Source organism: Anaeromyxobacter sp. Fw109-5 (assembly GCF_000017505.1).
Lineage (GTDB): Bacteria > Myxococcota > Myxococcia > Myxococcales > Anaeromyxobacteraceae > Anaeromyxobacter.
The window spans coordinates 3,209,460-3,233,292 of sequence record NC_009675.1 but is presented as its reverse complement, the minus strand read 5'-3'; the positions used below and the strand labels follow the sequence as shown (position 1 = coordinate 3,233,292).

Here is a 23,833-nt window from a genome sequence, read left to right as displayed (position 1 = left end):
CGTCGGCCGTGGCGCCGTGCCGGAGGCGTAGCATCGCGTGGGGACGTCGGGCCGACCCCGCCGCAGGCGAGGAGGAGGCGGACCATGAGCGAGTGGAAGAAGATCTGCTGCGCGGTGGACTTCTCGGATCCGTCGAGGCTCGCGCTGGAGGAGGCGGTGGAGCAGGCGCGGCGCACCGGCGCCGAGGTGACCCTGCTGCACGTGCACGTCCCGCCGCCCCCCCAGCCGTCCGACGTGATCGCCTCGCCCGCCGAGATCGCGCTGATGGCGGCCGACGAGATGGAGCGCAGCCTCGCCGGCTGGCGCGAGGACGCGGAGCAGCGGCTCGGACGCTCCGTGAGCGCGACGGCGGTGGTCGGGGATCCGGCCTCCGAGATCGTCCGCTGGGCGGAAGGCCACGGGCCGGATCTCCTCGTGCTCGGCACTCACGGGCGCCGGGGCCTCCGGCGGTTCGTCCTGGGCTCGGTCGCGGAGCGCGTGCTCCGCGAGGCCCCCTGTCCCGTACTCGTCGCGCGGGCGCGCAGGCGCGACGACGCGCGGGAGGTCGCCGCGGAGGCGGCGCAGCACACGTAGCGCCCGGGCGCAGGCGCGCGGCGGCCCGGCGGGAGGTGACGGCGATGGTCGCATGCGAACGAATCTGGTGCGCCATCGACTTCTCCGAGGAGTCGCTGCTCGCGCTCGTCGAGGCGGCGGAGCTCGCGCGCTGGCTGGGCGCCGAGCTCACGATCCTGCACGTTCACGCGATCGCGGCGGAGGAGGTCCCGCCTTCGCCGGCGGCGTTCGCCGTCGCGGCGGTGGACCTGCAGCGCGACCTCGCGGTGTGGCGAGCGGAGGCGGAGCTGCGGGCAGGCGCGCCGGCGCGCGCGGAGCTCCTCCTGGGCGACCCGGCGGAGGAGATCCTGAGGCGCGCGGGCCAGGGCGGGGCGGAGCTCCTCGTCCTGGGGGCGCGCGGCCGCAGCGCGATGGGACATCGCCGCCTCGGCTCGGTGGCGGCGCGCGTCGCGCGCGAGGCGAGGTGCCCCGTGCTCGTGGTCCGTCCGCGGGTGCCCGCGCCCGAGCCGGACGGCGCGCTCTACGCGGCCTGATCCGGCGGGGGCCCGGCCTCCGCCGTGGCCAGGGCGTCCTCGCCGCGGGCGACGAACACCGCGGCGGCCAGATCCCCCGTGACGTTGACGGTGGTCCGGCACATGTCGAGGAAGCGGTCCACGCCGAGGATGAGGCCGATCCCCTCGACCGGAACGCCGACGATCCCCAGGATCATCGCGATGAAGGGCAGCGACGCGGCCGGGATCCCGGCGGTGCCGATCCCGGCGAGCACGGCGATCCCCACCGCGATGGCCTGCTGCCCGAGCGAGAGCTCCACGCCGTAGACCTGCGCGAGGAACAGCACGGTGACGCCCTCGAAGAGCGCGCTGCCGTTCTGGTTCATCGCGGAGCCCGCGGTGAGGACGAAGCGCGCGACGTGGCGGGGCAGGCGCAGGCTCTCCTCCGCGACGCGCAGCGCGGTCGGCAGCGTGGCCGAGGACGAGGCCGTCGAGAACGCGGTCACCATCGCGAGCCGCGAGCCCGCGAAGAACGCGCGGGGGCTCATCCCCCCGAGGAAGCGGACCGAGAGCGAGTACACCACGAGCGTGTGGAGCGCGAGGCCGAGGACGACGACGCCGACGTACGCGGCGACGGGCCGGATCACCGCCACCCCGAGCCGAGCCGTCATGACGAAGAGCAGGGCGCCGACCCCGAGGGGCGCGAGCTTGAGCACGCCCTCGATGAGCTTCATGGTGACGTCGTACAGCCCCTGGATCGTCTCGCGCAGCCGGCGCGCGGGCGCGGTGTCGGTGAGCGCGAGCGCGATCCCGAACAGGAGCGAGAAGACGATGAGGCCGATGAGGTCGCCCGTGGCCGCAGCCTTCACCGGGTTGTCGGGCACGAGCCCCACGACGAACGTCGCGACGGTGTCTCCGCCGGGGGTCGACGCGGGCTTCACCGGCGCGGCGACGCGGGCGATCTCCCGGACAGCGTCGGGCATCCCTCGCCCCGGCCCGAGCACGTTCACGAGCGTCACGCCGATCAGCACGGCGATGGCCGAGACCGCGGCCGTGTACCCGAACATCCGCGCCCCGAGCCGCCCGAGCTGACGCAGGTCGAGATCGGACACGCCGAGCACCAGCGCCGAGAAGAGGAGGGGCACGACCAGCATGAAGAGGAGCCGGATGAAGAGCTGGCCGAGCGGCTGCGCGACGTCCTTCACCGCGACGTCGAGCCAGGGGCTCCCGGTGCCGAGCGCGTTCGCGGCGATCCCGAGACTGGCGCCGGCGAGCACGGCCACGAGCATCTTGCGGTGGGAGGGCACGGGCAGCTCCTAGCGCGCGGGAGGCGGGCGGGCAAGCGCGCCGCTCGCAGGGTTGTTAGGCGAGACGCAAGCAACGCAGCGATGCGCAGCGGATCGTTCGCCCGGCGACGGGAGGGGAGCTCTGGACAGCCCTCTCAGCGCCAGGCGCCGCCGCGGGCATAGACGAGGACCAGGGGCACCTCGTCGAGATACGCGCCGGCGGACGCCCGCGCCGTCCGCAGGGCCGCCCACGCGCGGTACTCGTCGTCCCGGCTCGCCCCGTCGAGCGCGACGACCGCGAGATCGGCCAGCTCGGGTCCGTCGGCGCGGGAGAGGTCCGCCCGCAGCCGCCCGTCGCGCGTCCAGGCGTTCACGGCCTCGGGCGCCGTGCGCGGCCACCAGATCCGGGCGCCGCGGCGCGAGCGCTCATTGACCAGGTCGAGCACGGCGGCCGCCGCCTCGCCGCCGTCCTGCCGCTGCATGCCGAGGGAGGCGGCCCCGGGCGCGCCGCCGGCGAGCTCGTTCCACGCGGAGGCGCCCGCCGGGAACGCGTGGATCGTCTGCCGGAGCGCCGGCCAGAGCACGAGCACCGCCAGGGCGGCGAGCAGCGGGCCCCGCCGCGCCGCCCAGGCCCAGGAGGCGGCCACGACGAGCGCGCGCGCGCCGAGCAGGGCGAGGAAGGGCATCGCCGGCAGCCACGGGCGAACTCCCGCGGCGAGCGGCGCGACCCCCGCGGTCGAGGCGACGAACGGCGCGGCCGCGGCGAGCGCGAGGAGCAGGTCGTCGCGCGCATCCATATCGCGGCGGGCGAGCGCGCGAACCGCGCGGGCGAGGGCGTGCAGCAGGCCGCCCCCGTACGTCCACAGGACCGCCGCGGGCAGCGTGAGCGACGTCACCACGAGCGCGTAGCGCGCCGGCGGGCGGCCGGCGAGCGCTGCGCCGAGGAAGTCCCACGCACCCGACGCCGGCGCGCGCCCCGGCGCGAACGCCGCGGCGAGCCGCGCGGGGACGTCGGCCCAGAGCCAGGGCCAGGAGGCGACGAGGAGCGCCGGGCCGAGGAGGGCCATCGCGGCGAGCGCGAGCAGCCCCCCGCGCCCGCGGGCGGCGGGTGAACCCTGCGCGGCGGTTTCCTCTGCGGGGCGCGACGGTCCCGCGAGGCGGGGCGCGACGAGGGCGTGCAGCGCGAGCGCGGCGAGGAGGAGCCAGGCGTCGGTGCGGGCGGTGAGCGCGGCGCCGAGCAGGAGCCCAGCGCCGGCGGCCGCCGCCCGTCGCGTCGCGGGGCGCTCCGCCCGCTGCGCGAGCCGGTAGGCCCAGGCCGTGGCGAGCCACAGCGCCGCCGCGGCGACGTCCGGGGTCGCGAGCAGTCCGGCGTGAAGGTGCCGCGGCACGAGCCAGAAGAGCAGCAGCGCCAGGATCGCCCCGGCGCCGCCGGCGAGCCCGTGCCCCGCGATCGCGAGCAGCGCCGAGAGGCCCGCCGCGAAGGCCACCGTGCCGAGCCGGAGGGAGCGCACGTGGCCCGCGCCCAGCCGGGAGAAGAGCCCGTGCGCGGTCCTCGCCGCCGCGCGCCCGAGCGGTGGCTCCGGCGCGGTGACGTCCGGGGTCGGCAGCGGCGCGAGCGGCGCGGCGCGCACCTCCCCCACCGCGCCTCCCATCACGCGGCCCTCGTCACGGGAAATCCCAGGGGCGTGCGCCAGCGGCGCGAGCGCGGCGCAGGTCGCGAGCGCTGCGGCGGCGGCCAGGGCCCGCGGACCGGGCTGGGTTCGCGGGAGCCCGATCACGGGAGCGTCTCCGCGTCGAGGCAGAGGGTGCCGGGCGCGCCGGGCGAGGTGAGGACGAGCGTCACCAGGTGGAAGCCGGGGGGCAGGTGCGCGGTGTCGATCTCGAAGGGCTCGAACGGGCCGGCGGCGACCTCGGCGGCCCCAGCCTCCTCGCCATCCACGTGGACGGCGATCCGCACCGACGCGCCGGGGGAGGTCCCGCGCCCCCCGGCGACGCCGGCGTGGCCTCGGACCGCGCGCGCGAGCGGCACGCCCGGGAAGGCGAGCGCGAGCGGTGCGCCGGGCGGCGCGTCGAGCGACGCCGACAGACAGGGGCGCGGCACTCCGTCCACCTCGCGCACCGTGCGCTCGACGCGGAGGCCGGCAGGCCCGCAGACGAACGCGGCGCCGTCCGCCGCGCAGGGCGCGCCGCCCAGCGAGACCTCGGCCTGCGCGAGCCGGTCCGGGAGGAACGCGAGGGGCAGGGTAGGGCGGGCGAGCTCGTGGCGCGTCACCTCGAGCGCGCCGAGGCTCTGCGCCGGCGTCGAGCGGGCGGCGCGCGAGACGAGCGCGACCTCCGTGCTCCAGTCGTAGCCGGGCGCGCGCGGGAGCGAGACGAGCCACACCCGCCGGACGCCGGGGAGGTCCTCGCCGCGACCGGCGCGGGCGAGCACGGGGAGGCCGGGCGGCAGGACCTCCCGGGCGCGCTCGACCCACGCGGGCGCGAGCGCGACCGCGTCGCCAGGCCGGGCGTCGCGCTCGAGCAGCACGCGCGCGGCGGTCCAGTCCAGCCGCGATGGAAGGCGTGCGGGGAGGCCGGCCTGGAAGAGGATCCCGTGGGCACCCAGCGCGGCGGCCCCGGCCGCGAAGGCGATCGCGGTGGCGCGCGGGAGGGGAGGGCGGCGGCGCCAGGCGCGGGCGAGGCCTGCGCGGCCGCGCGCGAGGCCCGCCGCGGCGCCGCGCACCGCGCCCGCGGCGACCCGGCGCGCGAGTCCGGCGCCGCGGGTGCCCGGACTGTCGGGGTCCCCGGTCACGCTCGGTGGAGGATCACGTCTTGGCGAGCCGGATGCGGCGCTCGCTCTTCTCGCGGCAGAACGCGTCCAGCTCCATCTCGGGATTCGCGGGCAGCGCGGGTGACCACGATGGGTGCATCGCGCACTTCGCGTCGTAGCAGTGGTGCAGGTCCCAGAGGTGGCCGATCGCGTGGATCGCCTCGCGGGCGAGCCTGCGGCGCCAGATCTCGATCGACGCCTCGGTCACGCCGCGCGCGGGGAGCCGCGAGAGGCTGATCACCGCCCGCTCGCCGCCGTACTGGGCGAAGCCCCAGCACGGCGGCTCACCGAGCGGTCCGGGCGGGAGCGCCAGCGGCGCGGCGGTGATGTAGAGCACCTTGTCGTCCGCGAAGGTGCGGACGGGCGCGACCTCCTGCAGGAACTTCACGGCGTCGACGCGGCCGTCCTTCTCCTCGGCGTCCTGGGGCATGGGGCGGTCGCCCGCGTGCTCGGTCCCGAGGCCGAACGCCCGGTACAGGGTGGCCGTGAGGAACGCCATGTCGGCGGGATCGATCTTGTCGATCGTGACGACGCGGATCACTTCTTCTTTCCTCCGCGCTTCGCCGCGGGCTTCGCGGCCGGCTTCTTCGCCGGCTTCTCGACCTTCTTCGCCGGCGCCTTCTTCGCGGCCGGCTTCTTCTCGGCCCTGGCGTGCTTGGCCGGCTTCTCCGGCTTCTCGGCCTTCTCGGGCTTCTCGGGCTTCTTGCGCGGCTCCTTCGCGGAGGCGGGCTTCGCCTCGCGCTTCTCGGCCCGGGGAGCCGCTGCCTTGCGCGCCTTCCGCGCGGGGGCCGCCGCCTCCTCCTCGGCCTCCGCCTCCTCCGGCGCGGCCTCGGCGCCCTCCTCGGCCGGTGCGCCCTCCGCGCCCTCTGCCTCCGCGCCCGGCTCCGCGGCCTCGCCGACCTCGGGCACGCCCTCGAGCGCCTCGCCGAGCTCGAGCTCACCAAGGCCCAGCTCCCCGAGCCCGAGATCCTCGATGCCCTCCTCCTCGGCCGCAGCGGGCCGGCGGCGCTTCGGTCGGGAGGGGAGGAGGACCGGCGTCGGCGGCGGCTTCAGGTCGAACTTGACGCCGGCGGGCGGCATCAACGCGTAGTCGATGTAGTCCTCCGCGAGCGCGGGCGGGACGCCGAGGGACACGGCGACCTCGTGCACGAGCAGGTGGCGGGCGTTGTCGTACTGCTCGCGCTCCTTCGCGGGCAGGGGGCGGATGCGCGAGAGCGAGTGGAGCCCCTTCACGACCTCCGCCACGCCGAGCACGCCACCGGCGATGAGCCGATCGGCGTTGTCGCGGTGGCGCACCTTCCAGTCGAGCTCGGGATCCTCGAACTGCGCCGCGAGGAAGTGGAACACGCCCTCGATCTGCTCGCCCGTGGCGACGCGGCGGAGCCCGATGGACGGCACCTTGTTCCTGGGGACGAGGACCGCGGCGCCATCCTCCTCGCGCCGCATCCGCACGAGCTGGAGCTTCTGCCCGGCGATGTCCTTCTCCTCGACGCCCACGACCTCGCAGACGCCCTGGTTCGGGTACACGACGCGGTTCCCGGGCCGGAGCTCGGCGGCGTCGGCGATCACGCCCTCGACGGCTGGGAGCTGCTCCCGCTGCTCGTCGGGGTGGCGGGGGGGCGGGCCTCTCACGGCTCCCCCTCCTACCATGCGACCAGGGGGGCGGCAATCGCCGCGCGCCGGTCGGTGAAGGGTGTAAGGTCAGGCGTCGAGCGCATTCGATGGTGTCCGGGGCGCCGGCTGGAGCGCCCCTCCCCCTCGATCTTAACGATGGGCGCTCGTGGCGGGCGGCCGATCTGCCCGCTCGCGGGGCGGGAACGGCCGGCGCGGAGGGACGGAGGGCCTACCGCGCCGCCTTCTTCTTGCTGCGCGCGCTCTCGAGCCCGAACACGTCGGCGAGGCGGAAGGGGGGCTGGGCGGGCGTCGGGTCCTGCAGGCGCAGCGCGTGGTAGATGGACCAGGTCCGGCGGATCGCGGTCAGCGTGGTGAGCACCGCGAGCACCGTGAGGGCGCCCGCGACCACGTTGCGGCCCGCGCCCGCGCCGAACAGGAGGTCGGAGATCGGGGAGAGCGCGCAGGGGATGCCGGTGAGGACGATCCGCTCCGGCCGCTGCATGCCCCCGATCTTGACGGTGTCGCCGGCGTTCACCGCCTCGCCGCGGGCGCGCGCGTAGGAGACGAGGGTCGCAGCCCCCGCCGCGAGGAGCGCGGCGAAGAGCACCCACGACTGCCGGTACGCGACGGCGAGCCCGCCGAACACGAACAGCTCACCGACGCGGTCGAGCGTCGAGTCGAGGAACGCTCCGGCCCGGCTCACCCGGCCGGTGGCGCGCGCCACGCGTCCGTCGATGAAGTCGAAGCTCGAGCCCGCCAGGAACACCCAGCCGCCGCTGGAGAAGTGGCCGGAGGCGATGAGCACGGCCGAGACCGCCACGACGAAGGTCGCCGCGGTCGTGATGGCGTCGGGGGAGAGCCTCAGCCGCAGGCAGAACCGCTCGACCGGCGTCCAGAGCCAGATCCACCATTCCTGGAACAGCTTGGCGAGGATCGACCGCTGGCGATTCTCGATGTAGGCCTCGCGCTTGCGCCCGAAGATCGCGGCCTTGATCGAGTAGTAGACCAGCGTCGAGAGGAGGAACGCGACGAGGCCCAGCAGTGGAGCGAGCGCCTCTGCCGCAGAAGGTGTCACGGGTGTGAGTGTATCCACCGGAAGCGTTCCTAGGTCGACACCGCGAGGGGCGCGGAGTCTACCTCATTCCGGGTCGAGCTGGGCGGCGCGCATGCGCCTGGCCGCCAGATCGACGTAGGCCGGGTCCCGCTCGAGGCCCAGGAAGCGGCATCCTGCCTTGACCGCTGCGACGCCGGTGGTGCCCGAGCCCGAGAACGGATCCAGCACCAGGTCGCCGGCCGCCGCGCTCGAGGCGAGGACGCGCTCGAGCAGCGCGAGCGGCTTCTGGGTGGGGTGACGGCCGTGGACCTTCTCTCGCGGGCCGGGCGTCGGCACGCTCCAGACGACCTGGTCGCCCTCCGGCGCCGGGATCTGCCAGAGATCCCGCATCTGCTTGCCGCCGTTCTCCGCCTTCATCGCCTTGTAGTTGAAGCGGTGACCGAGCGGCCGCGTCCTCATCGGGCTCGCCCAGAGGAGGATCTCGGTGGAGTGCGTGAAGAAGCGGCAGGCCAGGTTGGGCGAGGCGTTCGGCTTGTACCAGGTGATCGTGTTGAGCAGGTGATAGCCGAGCTCCTGCATCGCGAACCCGATCGAGAAGATCACGTGCTGCGTGCCCGACACCCACAGCGTGCCGCTCGGCTTCAGCACCCGCCGCACCGCCGTGAGCCAGCGCGTCTGGAACGCGTGGTCCTCGACGACGCCGCGGGAGGCGTCCCACTGCCCCTTGTTCACGCTGGTGCGCCGGCCGCTCTGGCAGGTGGTGCCGCCGTTCGAGAGCATGTACGGGGGATCGGCGAAGGCCACGTCCACCGAGTGAGGGGGCAGCGCCTCGAGCGCCTCGATGCAGTCCCCCTGCACGAGCGCCCATCCCTTCCCCTGCTCAGCCGTGTTCGGCAGCCCATCCCACGCGTGAAGATCGAGGCGTCGAGCCATATCGGCGAATCGTAGGGCGGCCGATCGATATCGCCAGTTTTCGGCCACACCCAGGGTCGATCGCTCGATCGCGCGCGCCGCTCCGGCTCGCGGAGATCCGGCAGGCTCGGGGGAACCAGGAGCGATACTGGATTAAGAAGGACCCCGCGTGAGCCAGCCCCTCGACGCCGCCTCCGTGAAGGACGCCGCCCGCCGCTGCGGGTTCGCGGCCTGCGGCATCGCCCGCGCGGAGCGGCTCGACCCCGGCCCGCTCGACCGGATGCTCGCCGCCGGCGCCGAGGCCGACATGGTCTGGCTGCGGACGCAGCGGGAGGAGCGGCTCGATCCGTCGCGGCTCCTGCCCGGCGCCCGGAGCGTCGTCGCGCTCGCGCTCGGCTACGACGGCGCCGGCGCGGAGCCGCCCGCGGGGGCGGGCGAGGTCGCCCGCTACGCGCGAGGCCGCGACTACCACGCGGTGATGAGGGGGAAGCTGAAGGGGCTCGTCGCCGAGCTGCGGGCGCGCGACCCGGAGGTGCGCACGTTCGCGTCGAGCGACCTCGCGCCGGTGATGGAGAAGGCCTGGGCGGAGCGGGCCGGCCTCGGCTGGGTGGGCAAGAACGGCTGCCTCATCACGGAGCGCTACGGGAGCTGGGTGCTGCTCGCGACGGTGCTCCTCGATCGCGAGCTCGAGCCCGACGCCCCGCACCCGGAGCGCTGCGGCAGCTGCGACGCGTGCCTGTCGGCGTGCCCCACCGGCGCGATCCCGGCGCCCGGGCTCGTGGACGCGCGCCGCTGCATCTCGTTCTGGACCATCGAGCGCCGCGGCGCCGTCCCGGACGAGCTCGCCGGGCGGCTCGGGCGCTGGGTGTTCGGCTGCGACGCGTGCCAGACGGTCTGCCCCTGGAACCGCCACCCCGACGCCGCCGTCGACCCCGGCCTCGCGCCGAGGCCCGAGCAGACGGCGCTCGGCATCGACGAGCTCCTCGCGCTCACCGAGGAGGAGTACCGGCGCCGCTTCTACGGCACCGCGCTCGCCCGCGCGCGCCACGACGGCCTCGTGCGGAACGCGCTCCTCGCGGCGGGTCGCGAGGGGGATCCGCGCCGGCTCGAGGCGGTGCGCGCCCACCTCGCGAGCCCGCACGAGGGCGTCCGGGCGGCGGCACGCTGGGCGCTCGACGAGCTCGCCCGGCGGGCGGGGATGCGCCCGGCGTAGCCCTCGATTAGAGTCCGCACCCGCAACCGCCCAGGACGCCCGTGGTCCACCTCGTGATGCTCCTCCACTCGGCCATCTCGGCCGGGACCTACCTCGCGGCGAAGCGCTTGCTCGACGAGCTGCCGCCGTGGGAGGTCGCGCTCGCGCGCTTCACGCTCGCGGGGCTCGTGTTCGGCGCGATCCTCTGGCGCAGGCGCGCGCGGATCCCTCGCAAGGATCTGCTCGGCCTCGCCGTGCTCGGCTTCGTGGCGGTGCCGCTCAACCAGGGCTTCTTCCTCGCCGGGCTCGCCCTCTCCACGCCCGGCCACGCCGCGCTCCTGTACGCGCTCACGCCCATCTTCGTGTTCCTCATCGCGCGCCTGCGGCTCGGTGAGCGCGCGACGGCGCTCAAGGTGGGCGGCATCACGGTCGCCTTCGCCGGCGTCCTCGTCGTGCTCGGCGCCCGCGGGGCGGTCTCGCTGGGCGGCTCGTCGCGGATGCTCGCCGGCGACCTGCTCATCCTGCTCGCCGTCATCGCCTGGGCGATCTTCGCGGTCGGAGGCAAGGTCTACGCCGAGCGCCACGGCGCCGTCGTCGCGACCGCCGCGGCGGTGGTGATGGGGACGCTGCTCTACCTGCCGATCGGGCTCGCGCTCTCCGACCTGGACCGCTTCACGCGCCTCACGCCGCTCGGCTGGGCGAGCCTCGGCTACCTCGTCGTGCTGACGAGCGTCGTGGCGTACCTGCTGTACTACTGGGCGCTGTCGCGGGCCCAGGCGAGCCGGGTCGCGATCTGGTCGAACCTGCAGCCGGTGCTCACCGCGCTCCTCGCCTGGGCGGCGTACGGCGAGCGGCTCACCGGACCGTTCCTCGCGGGCGGCGCGATGGTGCTCGCGGGCGTGCTCCTCACCGAGCGCGGCTGAGGTCCCCGCGGGGGAACCCGCGCGCCCGCGTCACATCGTCGCGCTTCGCGCCCCCGTCCATCAGGAGGACGAAGCCATGACGCTCCCGTTCACCAAGCTCGCCATCGCGGGGGTCCTGCTCGCGGCCGGACTCGCCGCGGCCGAGGAGCCGCAGGTCACGCTGTCCCGTCCCGCGGAGCGGCGGCCCGGCTGCCTCGCGGAGTCGATGCGGATCCCGCGCGCGATGCTCGGGCACCTGCCGGACACGACGTCCCTGGAGTTCACGGTCTCGGCCGACGGCGAGATCTGGGGAGTCGCCTCCGACGCGCACGTCGGGCGCGGCCTCGACACCCAGTTCCGGGGGGCGCTCTCGCGCTGCGTATGGACGCCCGCCACGGATCTCGCGGGCGTCCCGGTCGCGCGCCGCGTCCGGGTCCCGGTCCGCTTCGAGGCGAGCGACGCGACCGGGCAGGTGATCGCGCGCGTCGGCGAGCTCCGGCCCGTGGCGCTGGCGGCGCGCTGAGGCACCCGCTCGTGGGGACCTCGGGGACCGGGACGCCGGCGGAGGCGGCTCGGGCTTGAGCGCCGTCTCGCGGGACGCTATTCGTTCCGCCGTGATGACGCTCGCCGAGAAGCTCCGCGCCGCCCGGGAGGCCTGCGCGGTCGGGCCGGTCCAGCCGCGCGCGGTCCTGCGCGCCACCGGCAAGGACGCGCAGGACTACCTGCACCGCATGTCCACGCAGGACCTCGCCCGGCTCCGGCCGGGCGAGTCCGCGTACGCGACGTTCCTCAGCGCGAAGGGCCACCTCGTCGCCGAGGGACACGTCCTCGCCCGCGAGGACGGGATCCTGCTCGATCTCGACCCGCGCGCGCAGCCCGACGCGCAGGTCCACCTCGAGCGGCTGGTCATCATGGACGAGGTCGTGTTCGAGGACCTCTCCGAGGCGCTGCGCGTCGTGCCGGTGCTCGGACCGGAGGCGGCGCGGCGGCTGACGGGACGCGTCCCGGAGGCGCCGCGGATCGCCCACGAGCGGCGCGGGGCGCCGGGCGCCGACGTGCTCCTCCCCCCGCACGAGGCGGAGGCGCTCCGCGCCGAGCTCCTCGCCGAGGGGGCCGTCGCGCTCGACGAAGGCGAGCTCGAGGCGCTGCGGATCCTCGCGGCCGTGCCCCGCTTCGGCGCGGACATGGACGCCTCGCGCCTGCCCATGGAGGCCGGGCTCACGCGCGCGGCGATCTCGTTCTCGAAGGGCTGCTACATCGGCCAGGAGGTCGTGCTGCGCGCCACCGCCCGCGGCCACCTCCAGCGCGGCCTGGTGCAGCTCGCGCTGCCCGGCGGGGCGGGTCCCGGCACGAAGCTCACGGCGGGGGGGCAGGAGGTCGGCGTGGTGACGAGCGCCGCCGACACGCCCGAGGGACGCCTCGGTCTCGGCTACCTGCGGCGCGCTCACTGGAAGCCCGGCGCGGTCGTGGACGCCGGAGGCCAGCCCGCCACGGTCCGGCGGGTGATCGTGGAGGAGCCCGACCTCTGATCACGCCTCCGCCACCGGGATCTCGGGGCCGGCGGGCCGGTCCTGGCGCGAAGGCAGCGAGTCGATGTCCTTGCGGACGGCCTCCAGCTCCTGCTTCAGCTCCGCGCGGACGGCGCGGATCTCGGCGCGGACGTCCTCGAAGGTGTAGCGGATCTCCTCCGGAGAGATGCCGAGGAGGCGTCGCCGGGCCCCCGCGACGAGCGCGTCGACGAGCTTCATCACGATCCCTTCCTCAGCGGGCACGCCGCGATGGCGGCGGCCGGATCGGTCGCGTCGCCGCCCTCGACGATCTCCTTCACCGTCCCGTCCTGGGCGATGACGAAGTTGGCCCGGTTCGCGACCCCCACCACCGCCATCGTCCCGGCGTACTGCTTCGCGACCTTGCCGCCCGCGTCCGACAGGAGCGGGTAGGGGAGCTTCATCTCCGCCTTGAACCGCCGCTGCGTCTCGACGTCGTCGGTCGAGATGCCTATCACCTGGGCGCCCTTGGCGGTGACGTCGGCGTAGCGGTCGCGGAAGTTCGCGTTCTGCTTCGTGCAACCGGGGGTGAACGCCTTCGGGTAGAAGGCGAGGATCACCGGGCCCTTCTCGAGCAGCTTCGAGAGGTTGACCGGCTCGCCCTCGGTGTCGGGCAGCGTGAAGTCGGGGGCCTTGTCGCCGACCTTCAGGGCGGCGGAGCCGAGCAGCATCGCGAGGATCGGGATCTTCATCGGGGTCTCTCCGACGGACTTCCTAGCGGTCCCCGGCCGGGCGGGCAACGCGCTCGCCGGGGCGAGCGGATGGGTGCGCCGTTATGACCGGGCGGCGCTGCCTCCTCCCGGAGGCGAGCCGCGATCGCGGAGGTCCGACCGCATGGCCGGCAAGCTGATCCTGAGCGACGAGGAGTGGAAGAGGCGGCTCTCCCCCGAGGAGTACCAGGTGCTCCGGCGCCACGGCACGGAGCGCCCGTACACGGGCTGCTTCCTCGGCACGAAGGACCCGGGTACCTACGTGTGCGCCGGCTGCGGCAATCCCCTCTTCCCCGCCGGCCGGAAGTTCGAGTCGGGGACCGGCTGGCCGTCCTTCACCGAGCCCGTGGCGGCCGACGCGGTCGTCGAGATCGAGGATGGCTCGTACGGGATGCGGCGCACCGAGGTGCGCTGCGCCCGCTGCGACGGGCACCTCGGCCATGTCTTCCCCGACGGCCCGCCGCCCACCGGGCGGCGCTACTGCATGAACTCCGCGGCCATGCGGCACGTGGCCGAGGGCGAGCCGATCCGGCTCGTCGAGCGCTGAGCGGCGGAGGGGCCTCGCGGACGCGCCATGACTCGGGGTGACGAGCCGCGGAGCGCGCTACAGCCCGGCGGACTTCCGGCTCGTCACGGCGGTGAACGTGGACATCCGCTTCTCCACCTCGTCCTTGCGGTGGCACCCGGGGCACTCCGCGACGCCTGCGTCGTGCTCCGAGACGTGCATCACCTCGGTGAACGGCTTCTGGCAGCGGCGGCAGAAGAACTCGTAGACGGGCATCTCCCGACCCTCCTCGCGCGATGATCCGCCTAGGGTCGGGCGGCGCCATCGGACGCATGGAGTGCCCCGCTCGAGGAGCGTGGTCGGGTGGACAGGCTTCCCGGTGCGCGGTGGCCCGACGCGCGCCGGGCAGGAGGGCAGGCTGAGAAGGGTCGTCCCGCCGCCCGGTCAGCCCCGCAGCTTCTCGTAGCGCGCGACGAGCACCGCGACGTCGTCCCGATGCCAGAACCCCACCTGGTCCGGCAGCTCGGCGAGCGTCCTGGCGGCGAACCCGGAGACGGATGGGCCGAGGGCGGGCTCGCCGCCCGTGACGGCGCCGGCGAGGACGAGCGCGAGGTGACGCTCGTCGCCGACCGGCGCGGCCCGCACGCCGACCACGACGACGCCCTCGAGCTCGAGGCCGAGCTGCGTCCTCACGATGCGGCGCGCCGCTTCGCCGGGCTGCTCGCCCTCCTCGAGCACGCCGGAGGGGAGCCACCAGCGGCCGAGCTGGGCCTGTCCGTGATAGCCGCCGATGATCTCGGCGACGATCACGCGGCGCATCTCGAGGACGATCGGGACGACGTCGACGCGGACGAGCACGCGCGAATGGTAGCGCGCTGTGAGGGACGCGTGGCGCGCCCCGGCGGGGTCCCCGGGCCTCGCTCCCCCGCCGTCCGGCGGAGCCACGCCCGGCGGCGCGGCCGCCCGTGACGACGGGTCCGTGGCGGGTAGCCGTGCGCCCCACAAGCGCGTGGCGACCGTGAGCGGTGGATGCCATCGTGGACGCGTGCTCGCTCGCCGGCCGCTCGCGCTCGCGCTGCTCCTCGTCTCCGCGGCGTGCGGGAAGAGCCGCGAGGAGGAGGAGTTCGACCGCGTCGCCGCGGAGTGCCGGGCGCTCGTCGCCGAGGGAGCCACGCTCCGCGACGCGCAGCAGAAGTTCCCTCGGAGCGGAGACCTCCCGATCGTCGGGGGTCCGGTGTGCATCGCTCAGCTCGCGCCGATGGGCGGCAACGACACCTGTGCGCCGTCCAGCCAGGAGAATCCGCAGTGCCAGGTCTTCTTCTACTGGTACCCGGTGGACCCGGGGCTGTGCGAGGTCAGCGGCTGCTGGCTGGTGTGCGAGATGCGGGTGATGCGTCAGGACCCCGCGTGGGGCGACAATCCCAGCGCGCTCGATGCGAAGATCTGCGCGAGCCGATTCCTGCGCGGCCAGCCCACTCCCTGAGTCCCCGGAGGAGACATGAAGGCGATCGCGATCCGCGAGCACGGCGGCCCGGAGGTCGTGAGCCTCGTCGAGCTGCCCGACCCCACCCCGAGGCCGGGAGAGGTGGTCGTCGCGGTGAAGGCGGCTGCCCTCAACCACCTCGACATCTGGGTGCGGAAGGGCTGGCCGGGCCTGAAGCTCGCCTTCCCGCACGTGCTCGGGTCGGACGTCGCCGGAGCGGTGGAGGCGATCGGCGCTGGCGTGGAGGGCGTGAAGGTCGGGGACGCGGTGGTGGTGAACCCGAGCCTCGGCTGCGGCCGATGCGAGCGGTGCCTCTCCGGCGACGAGAACCTCTGCCGCCGCTACGCCATCCTGGGCGAGCACGTCTCCGGCGGGATGGCGGAGAGGCTCGCGGTCCCCGCCCGGAACGTCCTGCCCAAGCCCGCGAACCTCTCGTTCGTCGAGGCCGCCGCGGTCCCCCTCACGTTCATGACCGCCTGGCACGCGCTCGTCGCGCGCGCCCGGCTACGGCTGGGTGAGACGGTGCTCGTGCACGCCGCCGGCTCCGGCGTGGGCGTCGCGGCCGTGCAGATCGCGAAGCTCCTCGGCGCGCGCGTCATCGCCACGGCAGGGTCCGACGAGAAGCTCCGCCGGGCGAAGGCGCTCGGGGCCGACGAGGTCGTGAATTACGAGACCCAGGACTTCGTCCAGGAGGTGAGGCGGCTCACCGACAAGCGGGGGGTGGAGGTGGTCTTCGAGCACGTCGGGAAGAAGACTTGGGAAAAGTCGATCCTCTCCGCCGGGATCGGGGGCAGGATCGTCACGGTGGGGGCGACGACCGGGTACGACCCGCTCACGGACCTCCGCCACGTGTTCTTCCGGCAGCTCTCCATCCTGGGGTCGACGATGGGCACTGCCGCCGAGCTGGTGCAGGTGCTGCGCTTCGTGGGCGAGGGGAAGCTCCGGCCCGTGGTGGACCGGACGCTGCCGCTCGCCGACGCCGTCAAGGGACAGGCGCTCCTCGGCGAGCGTGCGCAGTTCGGGAAGATCGTGCTCGAGCCGTGAGCGGCCCGGGCGAGGAGGAAACGGGAATGAAGCTCCGCCGCATGATCGCCATCCCCGCCTGTGCCGCCGCGCTCGGACTCTCCGGCTGCGGCGAGGTCACCTCGGGCTGTCCCACGGAGACCGTCGCGAAGGTGGACGCGGTGGAGAGCTGCACGGTGGCTCCCGGCGCGACCGTGAACGTCGGCGTCCGGCTGTGCCCCACCTGCAACCAGACCGGCGCGCAGTGCGACGTGGACGACTCCGCGGCGCTCGCGAGCCAATACATCCAGCTCGATCCCACCGTGGAGGCGTGCGAGGACGTGTCGAGCTGTTCGACGCCGACGCCGCTGTGCCAGAGCGCGCCGCTGGAGTGCGCCGTCCGCGCCCCTTCGCAGCCTGGCACCTACGACCTCCTCGTGTACGACGCGCAGACCGACCAGCTGCGCTCGATGGGCACGCTCACGGTCGCGTCGGGTCCGTCGAGCTGCGCTTTCGCCTCGACGTTCTCGAGCGGTCTGTAGCGCGCGTCGGAGCGCAGGCGTTCACGAGGCGCACGAAATCGGAGCCGAGACGGGGAAGCGCAGCGACGCCCGGCGAGGCGTACTGCTTTCGTACGCCGCAGCCGGAAGGAGCGAGCACCCCCGTCGCAGGCCCGAGATCGTGCGCCGCGCTACCCGTAGCGGACGCCGCGGCGCATCTGCCTCAGCCGCTCCACGCGCGCCTCGATGGGCGGGTGCGTCGAGAAGAGCTGGAGCATCTTCCCGCCCGCGCCGCGGAACGGGTTCACGATGAACAGGTGCGCCGTGGCCGGGCCGCCGTAGGCGTAGGGCCGGACCTCGTTGCCGCGCTCGAGCGCGAGGAGCGCCTCCGCCAGGGCGTCGGGGTCGCCGGTCAGCTCCGCGCCCGACGCGTCCGCGCCGAACTCGCGCGAGCGAGACACCGCGAGCTGCACGATCAGGGCGATGATGGGCGCGAGCAGCGCCCAGGCGAGCGCCGCGAAGACGTTGCCGCGCTCGTCGTCGGAGCGGCCGCCGAAGCCGCCGAAGATGGCGCCCCACTGGATCATGTGGCCGAGCGAGGCGATGAGCCCCGCGACCGCGGCGGCGATCGTGGCGATGAGCACGTCGCGGTTCCGCACGTGCGCGAGCTCGTGCGCGAGGACCCCCTCGAGCTGCCGCTTGTCGAGGATCCCGAGGATGCCCTGCGTCACCGCCACCGCGGAGTGGCTCGGGTTGCGGCCGGTCGCGAAGGCGTTGGGGGTCGCGGAGGGGATGACGAACACGCGGGGCATCGGGATGCCCGCCTTGCGCGTGAGCCGCTCGACGATCTCGTAGACGTCGGGGAGCTGCTCGCGCGTGACCGGCTGGGCGCGATGCGCCATGAGCGCGATCCGGTCCGAGAACCAGTACGACAGGAGGTTGAACACGAGGCCGATGGCGCCGAAGAGGAGCATCCCGCCGGTGCCGCCGACCATCTGGCCGCCGATCGCGAGGATCGCGATGAGGAAGGCCATCAGCATGGCGGTCTTGACGTAGTTGCGTCCGAACCCGCCGCTGGCGCGCGGCATCCCGCGAGGCGTCGTCGCTTCGTTCCAGGCCATGACCTCGTACGTAACCACCCGGGCGGCGCCGTCAACGGAGCGATCGGTCAGGAGCCCGCCACGCCGATGCTTTCTCGCGCGCGTGGGCGCGCCGTGCTAAAGCCGCCCCAGGCGATATCGCGAGGTTAGCCCGGCAATGGCATCTCGGAAGGCGACGGCGGCGAAGGGGAAGGGGAAGCCCGCGGCGAAGGCCGAGAAGGCGCAGCTCGAGCTCGTCCAGCTCGAGCCGGCGCCCCCCCGGCGCAGCGCCGGGAGGGCGGCGAAGGCAGCGCCCGCTCCCGCGGCGCGCAGGTCGCGGCGAGCCGCGGCGCCAGAGCTGGAGCCGGAGCTGCCGGCGATCGCGCCCGACCCCGTCGCGGAGCTGGCCGAGGCGGAGGCTCCCGCCGCCGCGCGGCCGCGGCGCCGCGCCACCGCCGAGCAGATGGCGGCGAAGCAGCGCGAGATCTCGATCTCGGAGTTCTTCACCAAGAACCGCCACCTCCTCGGGTTCGACAACCCCTCGAAGGCCCTCCTCACCACCATCAAGGAGGCCGTCGACAACTCGCTCGACGCCTGCGAGGAGGCCGGCATCCTCCCCGAGGTGACCATCGAGGTCCGCGACCTCGCCCTCGGGCCGAAGGGGGAGGGGGAGCTCACCAAGGGTGAGGGCCGCTTCGTCGTCGTCATCGAGGACAACGGCCCCGGGATCGTGAAGGCGCAGGCGCCGAAGATCTTCGGGAAGCTCCTCTACGGCTCGAAGTTCCACCGGCTGAAGCAGTCGCGCGGCCAGCAGGGCATCGGCATCAGCGCGGCGGCGATGTACGGCCAGCTGACGACGGGCCAGCCCATCCGCGTCACGTCGCGCACCGGCAAGGGGAAGCCGGCGCACTACTTCGAGATCCAGATCGACACGCGGAAGAACAACCCGGTCGTCACCGAGGACCGCCAGCTCGACGAGTGGCACCTGGAGCACGGCACCCGGGTCGAGCTCGAGATCGTCGCGAACTGGCAGACCGGGCAGCGGTTCGTGAACCGCTACGTCGAGCACACCGCGCTCTCGAACCCGCACGCGACGGTGCACTACGTCCGGCCGCGCCAGGAGCGCATCTCCTTCCCGCGCGCGACCGAGGAGCTGCCCAAGGAGGCCAGCGAGATCAAGCCGCACCCGCACGGCGTGGAGCTCGGCGCGCTCATGCTGATGGCGTCGGACTCGAAGGCGCACGACGTGAAGGGCTTCCTCCAGACCGCCTTCTCGCGCGTGTCCGGACAGGTGGCCGACGAGATCGTGAAGCGCGCCGGCTTCAAGGGCCGGGTGCGCCCCCGCGACGTGGCCGCGGACCGCGCGGTGGCGGACAAGCTGCACAAGGCGATCGGCGCGACGAAGATCATGAACCCGCCGACGAACTGCCTGTCGCCCATCGGCGACGAGCTCATGAAGCGCGGGCTCATCTCCTTCCTGAACGTCATCGAGACCGAGGGGCCGGAGACGGACGAGCAGCTCGATCTCGACCACGCGGCGAAGAAGAAGACCTCCCGGAAGGAGAAGCAGGCCAAGGCCGCCGCGCCCGAGGTGCCCGACGCGCCGCCCGAGGAGGGCGTCGAGAAGATCAAGGGGCACAACTACTTCATCGCGACGGTCACCCGCCCGCCCAAGGTCTATCGCGGCAATCCCTTCCAGGTGGAGGTCGGGCTCGCCTACGGCGGCTCCTGGCCGGCCGACAAGACCATCGAGCTCTTCCGCTTCGCGAACCGCGTGCCGCTCCTCTTCCAGCGCGGCGCCTGCGGCATGACGGACGCCATCGCCAAGACGGACTGGCGGAACTACCTCCTCTCGCAGCCCAAGGGCGCGCTGCCGGTCGGCCCGATGGCGCTCCTCGTCCACATCGCCTCGGTGTGGGTGCCGTTCACGAGCGAGGCGAAGGAGGCGGTCGCGCACTACCCCGAGATCATCCGGGAGATCCAGCTCGCGGCCCAGGAGTGCGGCCGCAAGCTCGCCGCGCACATCCGCAAGAAGCAGCACGCGGACTACCAGGCGCAGCGCCGCAGCATCTTCGAGCTCTACATCCAGGAGGTCGCGCACGCGATCGGCCGGATCACCAGGAAGAGCCCGGAGCCCATCAAGCGCGAGTTCCTCCGCCTCGCCGACCGCGTCACCGAGCAGGAGCTGGCCGAGCAGGACGCCGCCCTCGAGGAGGCGTCGAAGAAGATCGCGAAGCGCCCGCGGCGGGCGGAGCAGGAGGAGCAGGAGTAAGCCATGCCGCGCCTCGACGCCATCGACAAGAAGACCGTCCAGAAGATCGAGAAGCTCGCCGACTCGGTCGTGCGGAGCGTGAAGGGGGGCAAGAACCCCTTCGTCGAGATCCCGATCCGCTCGCTCGCCAACGTGAAGTTCAACGAGCGGCGGCGCCTCATCGAGCTCGGCTCGCAGAAGCAGAAGCGCTACTTCTTCAACGTCTCGATGGCGAAGAAGTTCATGCAGACCTTCCTCGTCTCGGAGGCCTGCAAGGAGCTCATCGACTCCGGCAAGACGACGAGCATCCGCGACCTGTACTACATGACGAAGCACACCCTCGGGGAGACGAAGCAGAACACCTTCGAGGAGCAGGAGGAGTCCGATCCGATCATCGAGGACCTCGAGGTCGCCATCGACTCGCTCCGCGAGGAGCTGCACCTCTTCGCCACCGGCCGCGGCTCGATGGTCGGCCCCATGACCATCCGCGACTCGGGCGACACCATCGACCTGCGCCGCATGGGGTCGGGCGGCTGGTCGGTGCCCTCCATCGTGGAGGAGCACGTCGTCCAGTTCACGAAGACCGAGGCCAAGTACGTCCTGCTCATCGAGAAGGACGCGGTCTGGCGGCGCTTCAACGAGGACAAGTTCTGGCAGCGCGAGAAGTGCGTCATCGTCACGGGGCAGGGGCAGCCGCCGCGCGGCGTGCGCCGGCTCGTGCAGCGGCTGCACACCGAGCTGAAGCTGCCGGTGTACGTCCTCGTCGACAACGATCCGTGGGGCTTCTACATCTACTCGGTCATGAAGCAGGGCTCGATCAACCTGGCCTACGAGTCCATGCGCATGGCGGTGCCGGACGCGCGCTTCATCGGCCTCTCTTCGTTCGACAAGGCGACGTACAAGCTCCCCGACAACGTCGCCATCAAGATGAACGACCAGGACAACGCGCGGGCGAAGCAGATGCTCGCCTACCCCTGGTTCCAGCGGCCCAAGTGGCAGCGCGAGATCGAGGAGATGGTCCACTCCGGGCAGAAGTACGAGCTCGAGGCGCTGTCCCGGCGCGGCATCAGCTTCATCACCGAGGAGTACCTGCCGAGGAAGCTGCGCGATCGGGACTGGCTCGAGTAGGCCAGCGGAGTTGACGCCGCACGCCCCCGCGGCGACACTCCCGCGCTCACACGCATCCAGGAGGGACGCATGCCCGCACAGAAGGGGAACCGCTCGAAGCGCAAGGTCGCGAACCGCTCGAAGCTCAAGCGCACCACCGCCACCCGCAAGCGCGCCCTGTCCGTGAAGCGCAAGCGCAAGGCGAAGCGCGCGCCCAAGTAGCCCGCGCGGACGTCACCCCCGCTCACCCTGAGCCTGTCGAAGGGTCGCCCCGAGCCTGTCGAAGGGTCAGGCCCCGCTCGCCGTGAGCCTGTCGAAGGGCGGGCGGAACGTCAGGGCCCGTTCACCGAAGAACGGCGCGCAGCGCTCGAGGAAGCCGTCGAGCGCCGCGTGCTCGCCCAGCGGCAAGCGGCGCCGGAACAGCGACGGCAGCGCCGCCCGCGCGAGGGCGGCGCTCTCAGCGTAGCCGTCGGGCGAGAGCGAGCCCTCGAGCAGCCGGTAGCGCAGGAACAGCAGGAACGTCTGCACCACGTCCGTCATGCAGTACGCGGCGATGCGGTCGAGCGCGCCGGTTGCGTAGAGCGCCTGCACGTCCTCGCCCGCGACGTCCTCCTTGCCGGGGAGGCCGACGAGCTTCGCGTAGAGATCCAGCGGCGCGGCGCCGCCGGAGCCGTGCGCCGAGAGCAGCTCCTTCAGGTCGAAGTGATCGTTCGCGCCCGGCCGCCGGCCGGCGGAGAACCAGGCGGGCGTCGGGACGGAGTGCTTCAGCGAGCGCAGCTCGAGCACGGGGAGGTCGAAGCCCTTCCCGTGGAAGGTCACGAGCGCGGCTCCGGCGACCCGCTCCCAGGTTTGCGCGAGGAACGACGCCTCGTCGCCGCGCCGATCGGTCCAGGCCGACACGTCCGCCACCCGGACGATCCCGCCGTCCTCCACCGCCTCGAGGAGACAGCCCGCCACCGGGCGGTGGTAGGGCAGGGGCAGGAAGTCGCTCTTGCCGCCGGTCCGGGCGCGCCGGTCGGCGAGGACGCGGCGGAGCTGCTCCGGGTACGGGCGGGTGGGCTCACCGTCCACCGCGCGGACGAGCGCCTCGTCGGGGACGGTCTCGAGATCGAGCGTGACGAAGCGTCGCACGAGCCGCAGTCTCGCAAGGCGGTCTGACACGCCGACCGCCGCGGCGGCGTTACTCAGACCTGATCGGTCACGCCGATCCCAGGGTTAGGCTCTCGTTCCGGGGTGCCGGGCCGGCGGTCGGCCTGGACGTCGAGGCAAGCAGCGGCCGCAGCCGGCCGGCGCCGACGCGCCCGCCGCCCGCCCTCAGGTCCCTTCGATGTTCGCTCGCCGCGGGTAGGAGCCCGGCGATGTCAGCGTGTGGCGACGGCGAGCGAGCGAAGACGCAGGTTCTCGACGTGCTCCGCGGAGAGGACGATGAGCGCGTCGCGCACCCAGCGCAGCAGGGCGAGCCAGCGCATCGCGCGGTGGTCGTCCGAGCGGAGCGTCACCGCCCGGAAGAGCGCGAGCAGCGTGTACGCGATGCGGCGGAGCAGGAGCACCGCCAGCATGCCGTTCGCGTCGGCGGCGATCCACGGCCGCTCGTCCTCGGCGAAGGCGGTGTCGAGCGTGTGGTGGTTGTTGTTCTCGACACCCCAGTGCGCGCGAACGACCTGGAGCCACTGGTCCGGCGTGAGCTGGTCGGCCGCTCGGCTCGACACGAAGAGCCGACTGTCACGCTCGATCACGACGCCGGAGCGGCGCACCGTCGAGGTCACGCGCAGGAAGGTCCTCGCATGCGACCAGACCGACTCCTCGGGCCCTTTGCCCGCGCCGTATCCGTGGCTCGGGTCCACGGCGAGGATCTGGATCTCGCGCGTTGCCGTCGTCGCGTTGTCGAGGACGTCCTCGCGCCGCGCCGCGATCTCGTGCGGGTCGAGCAGCTCGGTCGCGAGCTTCACCATCGTGAAGTGATCGTTCTTTAGGGCGAACACGTAGTCCTTGCCCGCCGCGACTACCGCAGCGCCGTTGGCTTCGGACAGCGCGCCCGCGTCGTAGGTCACCACCTGGAACAACGCGCCGTAGGTCTCAACGAGGCCCGCGAGGACGTGCTGGAAGTGACCCGCCTCGTTCGTCTCCGCCGGGATCGGGACCGCGTCGATGCACGGCCGCCCCGGCGCCGAGACGAGCGCGCAGGTGACCGTGCGGGCGAGGCCGTAGGGCAGCCCGACGTCGGGGTGCTGGTTCTGGATGAGCGGATGGTTCAGCGTCGGCAACGCCGTGACCTTGCCGTCGAGCGCGACCACCCCGACCGGCAGGTCCACCGGCGTGAGCGCTTTGCGGCGCCACGCGGCCCGCACGAGCCGGTGCAGCGCCGCGCGAAGCCCGTCGAGCGGCACGGCGCAGAGCGCGTCGCGCGCCGTGGTGTCCGGAAGCCGTCGTGGCACGCTGGCGAGCCGGCGTGCCGCGGGGCTCATCCCGTCGGTCAGCTCCTCGGCCTCGGCCAAGCTCCGCGCCCCGGCCACGATGCCGAGAAGGACCCCCGTGAGGATCTCCGCCAGCGACCAGCGTCCCTCCCTGGCGCGGACGTCGGGCACCGCCTCAAGGTCCAGCTCCGGGAGGCGGGCACGCAGCAGCCCGGCCACCCGGCGAACTCGTCTTTCCCTCACCGATCTCCTCCCGTAAGATCTCGGGGTCGTTGGCTCACGCCGGGCTCCTACCCAGCGACAGGCCGTTCGCGGCGGGTGATCGGCTAGGATCACCCGCCGCTCTTTCTTCGTACCCTCGGTGAGATCAGCGTGCGAACTTGCGCACGCCGGGTCGTGGATCGGCTTGGACCTCAACCCTGC

27 protein-coding genes are annotated in these 23,833 nt (G+C 73.5%); 13 read left to right on the top strand and 14 right to left on the bottom strand.

Features of this window, described 5'->3' with window-relative positions:
- The first annotated feature begins 84 nt into the window (after positions 1-84).
- Both ANAE109_RS14320 and ANAE109_RS14315 read left to right on the top strand, forming a co-directional pair.
- Positions 85-573, top strand: coding sequence for a universal stress protein (locus tag ANAE109_RS14320; RefSeq protein WP_012097593.1), 489 nt, complete (start codon positions 85-87; stop codon positions 571-573).
- Between the two features lie 44 nt (positions 574-617).
- Positions 618-1,085, top strand: a complete 468-nt coding sequence (locus ANAE109_RS14315; protein WP_012097592.1) for a universal stress protein — start codon at positions 618-620, stop codon at positions 1,083-1,085.
- On the opposite strand, the gene ANAE109_RS14310 is transcribed toward ANAE109_RS14315, so the two are convergent.
- From ANAE109_RS14310 to ANAE109_RS14280, 7 genes are all read right to left on the bottom strand, one after another.
- Positions 1,073-2,350: a dicarboxylate/amino acid:cation symporter gene (locus ANAE109_RS14310; protein WP_012097591.1), complete on the bottom strand. Its 1,278-nt coding sequence runs from the start codon at positions 2,348-2,350 to the stop codon at positions 1,073-1,075. The two genes, ANAE109_RS14315 and ANAE109_RS14310, sit on opposite strands and share 13 nt — an antisense overlap.
- Positions 2,351-2,484: 134 nt before the next feature.
- The gene (locus tag ANAE109_RS14305) at positions 2,485-3,981 is read right to left on the bottom strand and encodes a hypothetical protein (RefSeq protein WP_012097590.1); all 1,497 of its coding nucleotides are present in this window, start codon (positions 3,979-3,981) and stop codon (positions 2,485-2,487) included.
- A gap of 122 nt (positions 3,982-4,103) precedes the next feature.
- Positions 4,104-5,120, bottom strand: coding sequence for a hypothetical protein (locus tag ANAE109_RS14300; RefSeq protein ID WP_012097589.1), 1,017 nt, complete (start codon positions 5,118-5,120; stop codon positions 4,104-4,106).
- A gap of 13 nt (positions 5,121-5,133) precedes the next feature.
- Positions 5,134-5,679: an archaemetzincin gene (locus tag ANAE109_RS14295; RefSeq protein ID WP_012097588.1), complete on the bottom strand. Its 546-nt coding sequence runs from the start codon at positions 5,677-5,679 to the stop codon at positions 5,134-5,136.
- Positions 5,676-6,770: a CarD family transcriptional regulator gene (locus ANAE109_RS14290; protein WP_012097587.1), complete on the bottom strand. Its 1,095-nt coding sequence runs from the start codon at positions 6,768-6,770 to the stop codon at positions 5,676-5,678. The genes ANAE109_RS14295 and ANAE109_RS14290 overlap by 4 nt, the downstream gene beginning before the upstream one ends.
- Before the next feature lie 211 nt (positions 6,771-6,981).
- Positions 6,982-7,827 carry a CDP-alcohol phosphatidyltransferase family protein gene (locus tag ANAE109_RS14285; protein ID WP_234945149.1) on the bottom strand — a complete coding sequence of 282 codons (846 nt, stop codon included), beginning with the start codon at positions 7,825-7,827 and terminating at the stop codon, positions 6,982-6,984.
- 63 nt (positions 7,828-7,890) lie between these two features.
- A complete protein-coding gene (locus ANAE109_RS14280; RefSeq protein WP_012097585.1) occupies positions 7,891-8,739 on the bottom strand; it encodes a site-specific DNA-methyltransferase in 849 nt (282 codons plus the stop codon).
- A gap of 148 nt (positions 8,740-8,887) precedes the next feature.
- Between ANAE109_RS14280 and queG the strand changes: the two genes are divergently transcribed.
- The 4 genes from queG (at position 8,888) to ANAE109_RS14260 (ending at position 12,341) form a co-directional block, all read left to right on the top strand.
- Positions 8,888-9,931 carry a tRNA epoxyqueuosine(34) reductase QueG gene (gene queG / locus ANAE109_RS14275; protein ID WP_012097584.1) on the top strand — a complete coding sequence of 348 codons (1,044 nt, stop codon included), beginning with the start codon at positions 8,888-8,890 and terminating at the stop codon, positions 9,929-9,931.
- 41 nt (positions 9,932-9,972) lie between these two features.
- Positions 9,973-10,833, top strand: a complete 861-nt coding sequence (locus tag ANAE109_RS14270; protein WP_012097583.1) for a DMT family transporter — start codon at positions 9,973-9,975, stop codon at positions 10,831-10,833.
- Between the two features lie 76 nt (positions 10,834-10,909).
- Complete coding sequence (locus tag ANAE109_RS14265) at positions 10,910-11,335, top strand: hypothetical protein (RefSeq protein ID WP_012097582.1); 426 nt, start codon at positions 10,910-10,912, stop codon at positions 11,333-11,335.
- Between the two features lie 94 nt (positions 11,336-11,429).
- Positions 11,430-12,341 carry a folate-binding protein YgfZ gene (locus ANAE109_RS14260; protein ID WP_041448359.1) on the top strand — a complete coding sequence of 304 codons (912 nt, stop codon included), beginning with the start codon at positions 11,430-11,432 and terminating at the stop codon, positions 12,339-12,341.
- Here ANAE109_RS14260 and ANAE109_RS14255 read toward each other — a convergent pair whose 3' ends face one another.
- Both ANAE109_RS14255 and ANAE109_RS14250 read right to left on the bottom strand, forming a co-directional pair.
- Entirely contained in the window at positions 12,342-12,560 is a 219-nt protein-coding gene (locus ANAE109_RS14255; RefSeq protein WP_012097580.1) for a hypothetical protein, read from the bottom strand. It abuts the gene before it with no gap.
- Entirely contained in the window at positions 12,560-13,051 is a 492-nt protein-coding gene (locus ANAE109_RS14250; RefSeq protein WP_012097579.1) for a peroxiredoxin, read from the bottom strand. Before ANAE109_RS14250 ends, ANAE109_RS14255 begins: the two co-directional genes overlap by 1 nt.
- Before the next feature lie 142 nt (positions 13,052-13,193).
- Here ANAE109_RS14250 and msrB point away from each other — a divergent pair, with 142 nt between their 5' ends.
- The gene (gene msrB / locus ANAE109_RS14245) at positions 13,194-13,616 is read left to right on the top strand and encodes a peptide-methionine (R)-S-oxide reductase MsrB (RefSeq protein WP_012097578.1); all 423 of its coding nucleotides are present in this window, start codon (positions 13,194-13,196) and stop codon (positions 13,614-13,616) included.
- A gap of 57 nt (positions 13,617-13,673) precedes the next feature.
- Here msrB and ANAE109_RS14240 read toward each other — a convergent pair whose 3' ends face one another.
- Both ANAE109_RS14240 and ANAE109_RS14235 read right to left on the bottom strand, forming a co-directional pair.
- Positions 13,674-13,850 carry an FmdB family zinc ribbon protein gene (locus tag ANAE109_RS14240; RefSeq protein ID WP_012097577.1) on the bottom strand — a complete coding sequence of 59 codons (177 nt, stop codon included), beginning with the start codon at positions 13,848-13,850 and terminating at the stop codon, positions 13,674-13,676.
- 168 nt (positions 13,851-14,018) lie between these two features.
- Positions 14,019-14,432: an NUDIX domain-containing protein gene (locus ANAE109_RS14235; RefSeq protein ID WP_041448358.1), complete on the bottom strand. Its 414-nt coding sequence runs from the start codon at positions 14,430-14,432 to the stop codon at positions 14,019-14,021.
- 187 nt (positions 14,433-14,619) lie between these two features.
- On the opposite strand from ANAE109_RS14235, the gene ANAE109_RS14230 reads away from it, so the two are divergent.
- The 3 genes from ANAE109_RS14230 to ANAE109_RS24635 are packed head-to-tail and all read left to right on the top strand — an operon-like array spanning position 14,620 to position 16,601.
- Complete coding sequence (locus ANAE109_RS14230) at positions 14,620-15,057, top strand: hypothetical protein (RefSeq protein ID WP_049768592.1); 438 nt, start codon at positions 14,620-14,622, stop codon at positions 15,055-15,057.
- 15 nt (positions 15,058-15,072) lie between these two features.
- Positions 15,073-16,101 (top strand): zinc-binding dehydrogenase, encoded by a 1,029-nt coding sequence (locus tag ANAE109_RS14225; RefSeq protein ID WP_012097575.1) that lies wholly within the window; start codon positions 15,073-15,075, stop codon positions 16,099-16,101.
- A gap of 26 nt (positions 16,102-16,127) precedes the next feature.
- On the top strand, positions 16,128-16,601 hold the full coding sequence (locus ANAE109_RS24635) for a hypothetical protein (RefSeq protein ID WP_012097574.1): 474 nt from the start codon (positions 16,128-16,130) through the stop codon (positions 16,599-16,601).
- Between the two features lie 149 nt (positions 16,602-16,750).
- On the opposite strand, the gene ANAE109_RS14215 is transcribed toward ANAE109_RS24635, so the two are convergent.
- Positions 16,751-17,680 carry a zinc metalloprotease HtpX gene (locus ANAE109_RS14215; RefSeq protein WP_012097573.1) on the bottom strand — a complete coding sequence of 310 codons (930 nt, stop codon included), beginning with the start codon at positions 17,678-17,680 and terminating at the stop codon, positions 16,751-16,753.
- 136 nt (positions 17,681-17,816) lie between these two features.
- On the opposite strand from ANAE109_RS14215, the gene ANAE109_RS14210 reads away from it, so the two are divergent.
- From ANAE109_RS14210 to ANAE109_RS26005, 3 genes are all read left to right on the top strand, one after another.
- Complete coding sequence (locus tag ANAE109_RS14210; protein WP_012097572.1) at positions 17,817-19,910, top strand: DNA topoisomerase VI subunit B; 2,094 nt, start codon at positions 17,817-17,819, stop codon at positions 19,908-19,910.
- A 3-nt stretch (positions 19,911-19,913) separates the two neighbouring features.
- Entirely contained in the window at positions 19,914-21,017 is a 1,104-nt protein-coding gene (locus ANAE109_RS14205; protein WP_012097571.1) for a DNA topoisomerase IV subunit A, read from the top strand.
- A gap of 69 nt (positions 21,018-21,086) precedes the next feature.
- On the top strand, positions 21,087-21,218 hold the full coding sequence (locus ANAE109_RS26005) for a hypothetical protein (protein ID WP_012097570.1): 132 nt from the start codon (positions 21,087-21,089) through the stop codon (positions 21,216-21,218).
- Positions 21,219-21,284: 66 nt separating this feature from the next.
- On the opposite strand, the gene ANAE109_RS14200 is transcribed toward ANAE109_RS26005, so the two are convergent.
- Both ANAE109_RS14200 and ANAE109_RS14195 read right to left on the bottom strand, forming a co-directional pair.
- Positions 21,285-22,127, bottom strand: a complete 843-nt coding sequence (locus ANAE109_RS14200; RefSeq protein WP_049768591.1) for a 3'-5' exonuclease — start codon at positions 22,125-22,127, stop codon at positions 21,285-21,287.
- 230 nt (positions 22,128-22,357) lie between these two features.
- Positions 22,358-23,653: an ISAs1-like element ISAnsp9 family transposase gene (locus ANAE109_RS14195; protein WP_011985640.1), complete on the bottom strand. Its 1,296-nt coding sequence runs from the start codon at positions 23,651-23,653 to the stop codon at positions 22,358-22,360.
- Positions 23,654-23,833: the final 180 nt, after the last annotated feature.

Coding starts and splice junctions, on each gene's coding strand:
- ANAE109_RS14305 (WP_012097590.1), bottom strand. CDS start 3,981: ATGGGAGGCGCGGTGGGGGAGGTGCGCGCCGCGCCGCTCGCGCCGCTG.
- ANAE109_RS14320 (WP_012097593.1), top strand. CDS start 85: ATGAGCGAGTGGAAGAAGATCTGCTGCGCGGTGGACTTCTCGGATCCG.
- ANAE109_RS14255 (WP_012097580.1), bottom strand. CDS start 12,560: ATGAAGCTCGTCGACGCGCTCGTCGCGGGGGCCCGGCGACGCCTCCTC.
- ANAE109_RS14250 (WP_012097579.1), bottom strand. CDS start 13,051: ATGAAGATCCCGATCCTCGCGATGCTGCTCGGCTCCGCCGCCCTGAAG.
- ANAE109_RS24635 (WP_012097574.1), top strand. CDS start 16,128: ATGAAGCTCCGCCGCATGATCGCCATCCCCGCCTGTGCCGCCGCGCTC.
- ANAE109_RS14225 (WP_012097575.1), top strand. CDS start 15,073: ATGAAGGCGATCGCGATCCGCGAGCACGGCGGCCCGGAGGTCGTGAGC.
- ANAE109_RS14210 (WP_012097572.1), top strand. CDS start 17,817: ATGGCATCTCGGAAGGCGACGGCGGCGAAGGGGAAGGGGAAGCCCGCG.
- ANAE109_RS14215 (WP_012097573.1), bottom strand. CDS start 17,680: ATGGCCTGGAACGAAGCGACGACGCCTCGCGGGATGCCGCGCGCCAGC.
- ANAE109_RS14240 (WP_012097577.1), bottom strand. CDS start 13,850: ATGCCCGTCTACGAGTTCTTCTGCCGCCGCTGCCAGAAGCCGTTCACC.
- ANAE109_RS14280 (WP_012097585.1), bottom strand. CDS start 8,739: ATGGCTCGACGCCTCGATCTTCACGCGTGGGATGGGCTGCCGAACACG.
- ANAE109_RS14260 (WP_041448359.1), top strand. CDS start 11,430: ATGACGCTCGCCGAGAAGCTCCGCGCCGCCCGGGAGGCCTGCGCGGTC.
- ANAE109_RS14205 (WP_012097571.1), top strand. CDS start 19,914: ATGCCGCGCCTCGACGCCATCGACAAGAAGACCGTCCAGAAGATCGAG.
- msrB (WP_012097578.1), top strand. CDS start 13,194: ATGGCCGGCAAGCTGATCCTGAGCGACGAGGAGTGGAAGAGGCGGCTC.
- ANAE109_RS26005 (WP_012097570.1), top strand. CDS start 21,087: ATGCCCGCACAGAAGGGGAACCGCTCGAAGCGCAAGGTCGCGAACCGC.
- ANAE109_RS14315 (WP_012097592.1), top strand. CDS start 618: ATGGTCGCATGCGAACGAATCTGGTGCGCCATCGACTTCTCCGAGGAG.
- ANAE109_RS14265 (WP_012097582.1), top strand. CDS start 10,910: ATGACGCTCCCGTTCACCAAGCTCGCCATCGCGGGGGTCCTGCTCGCG.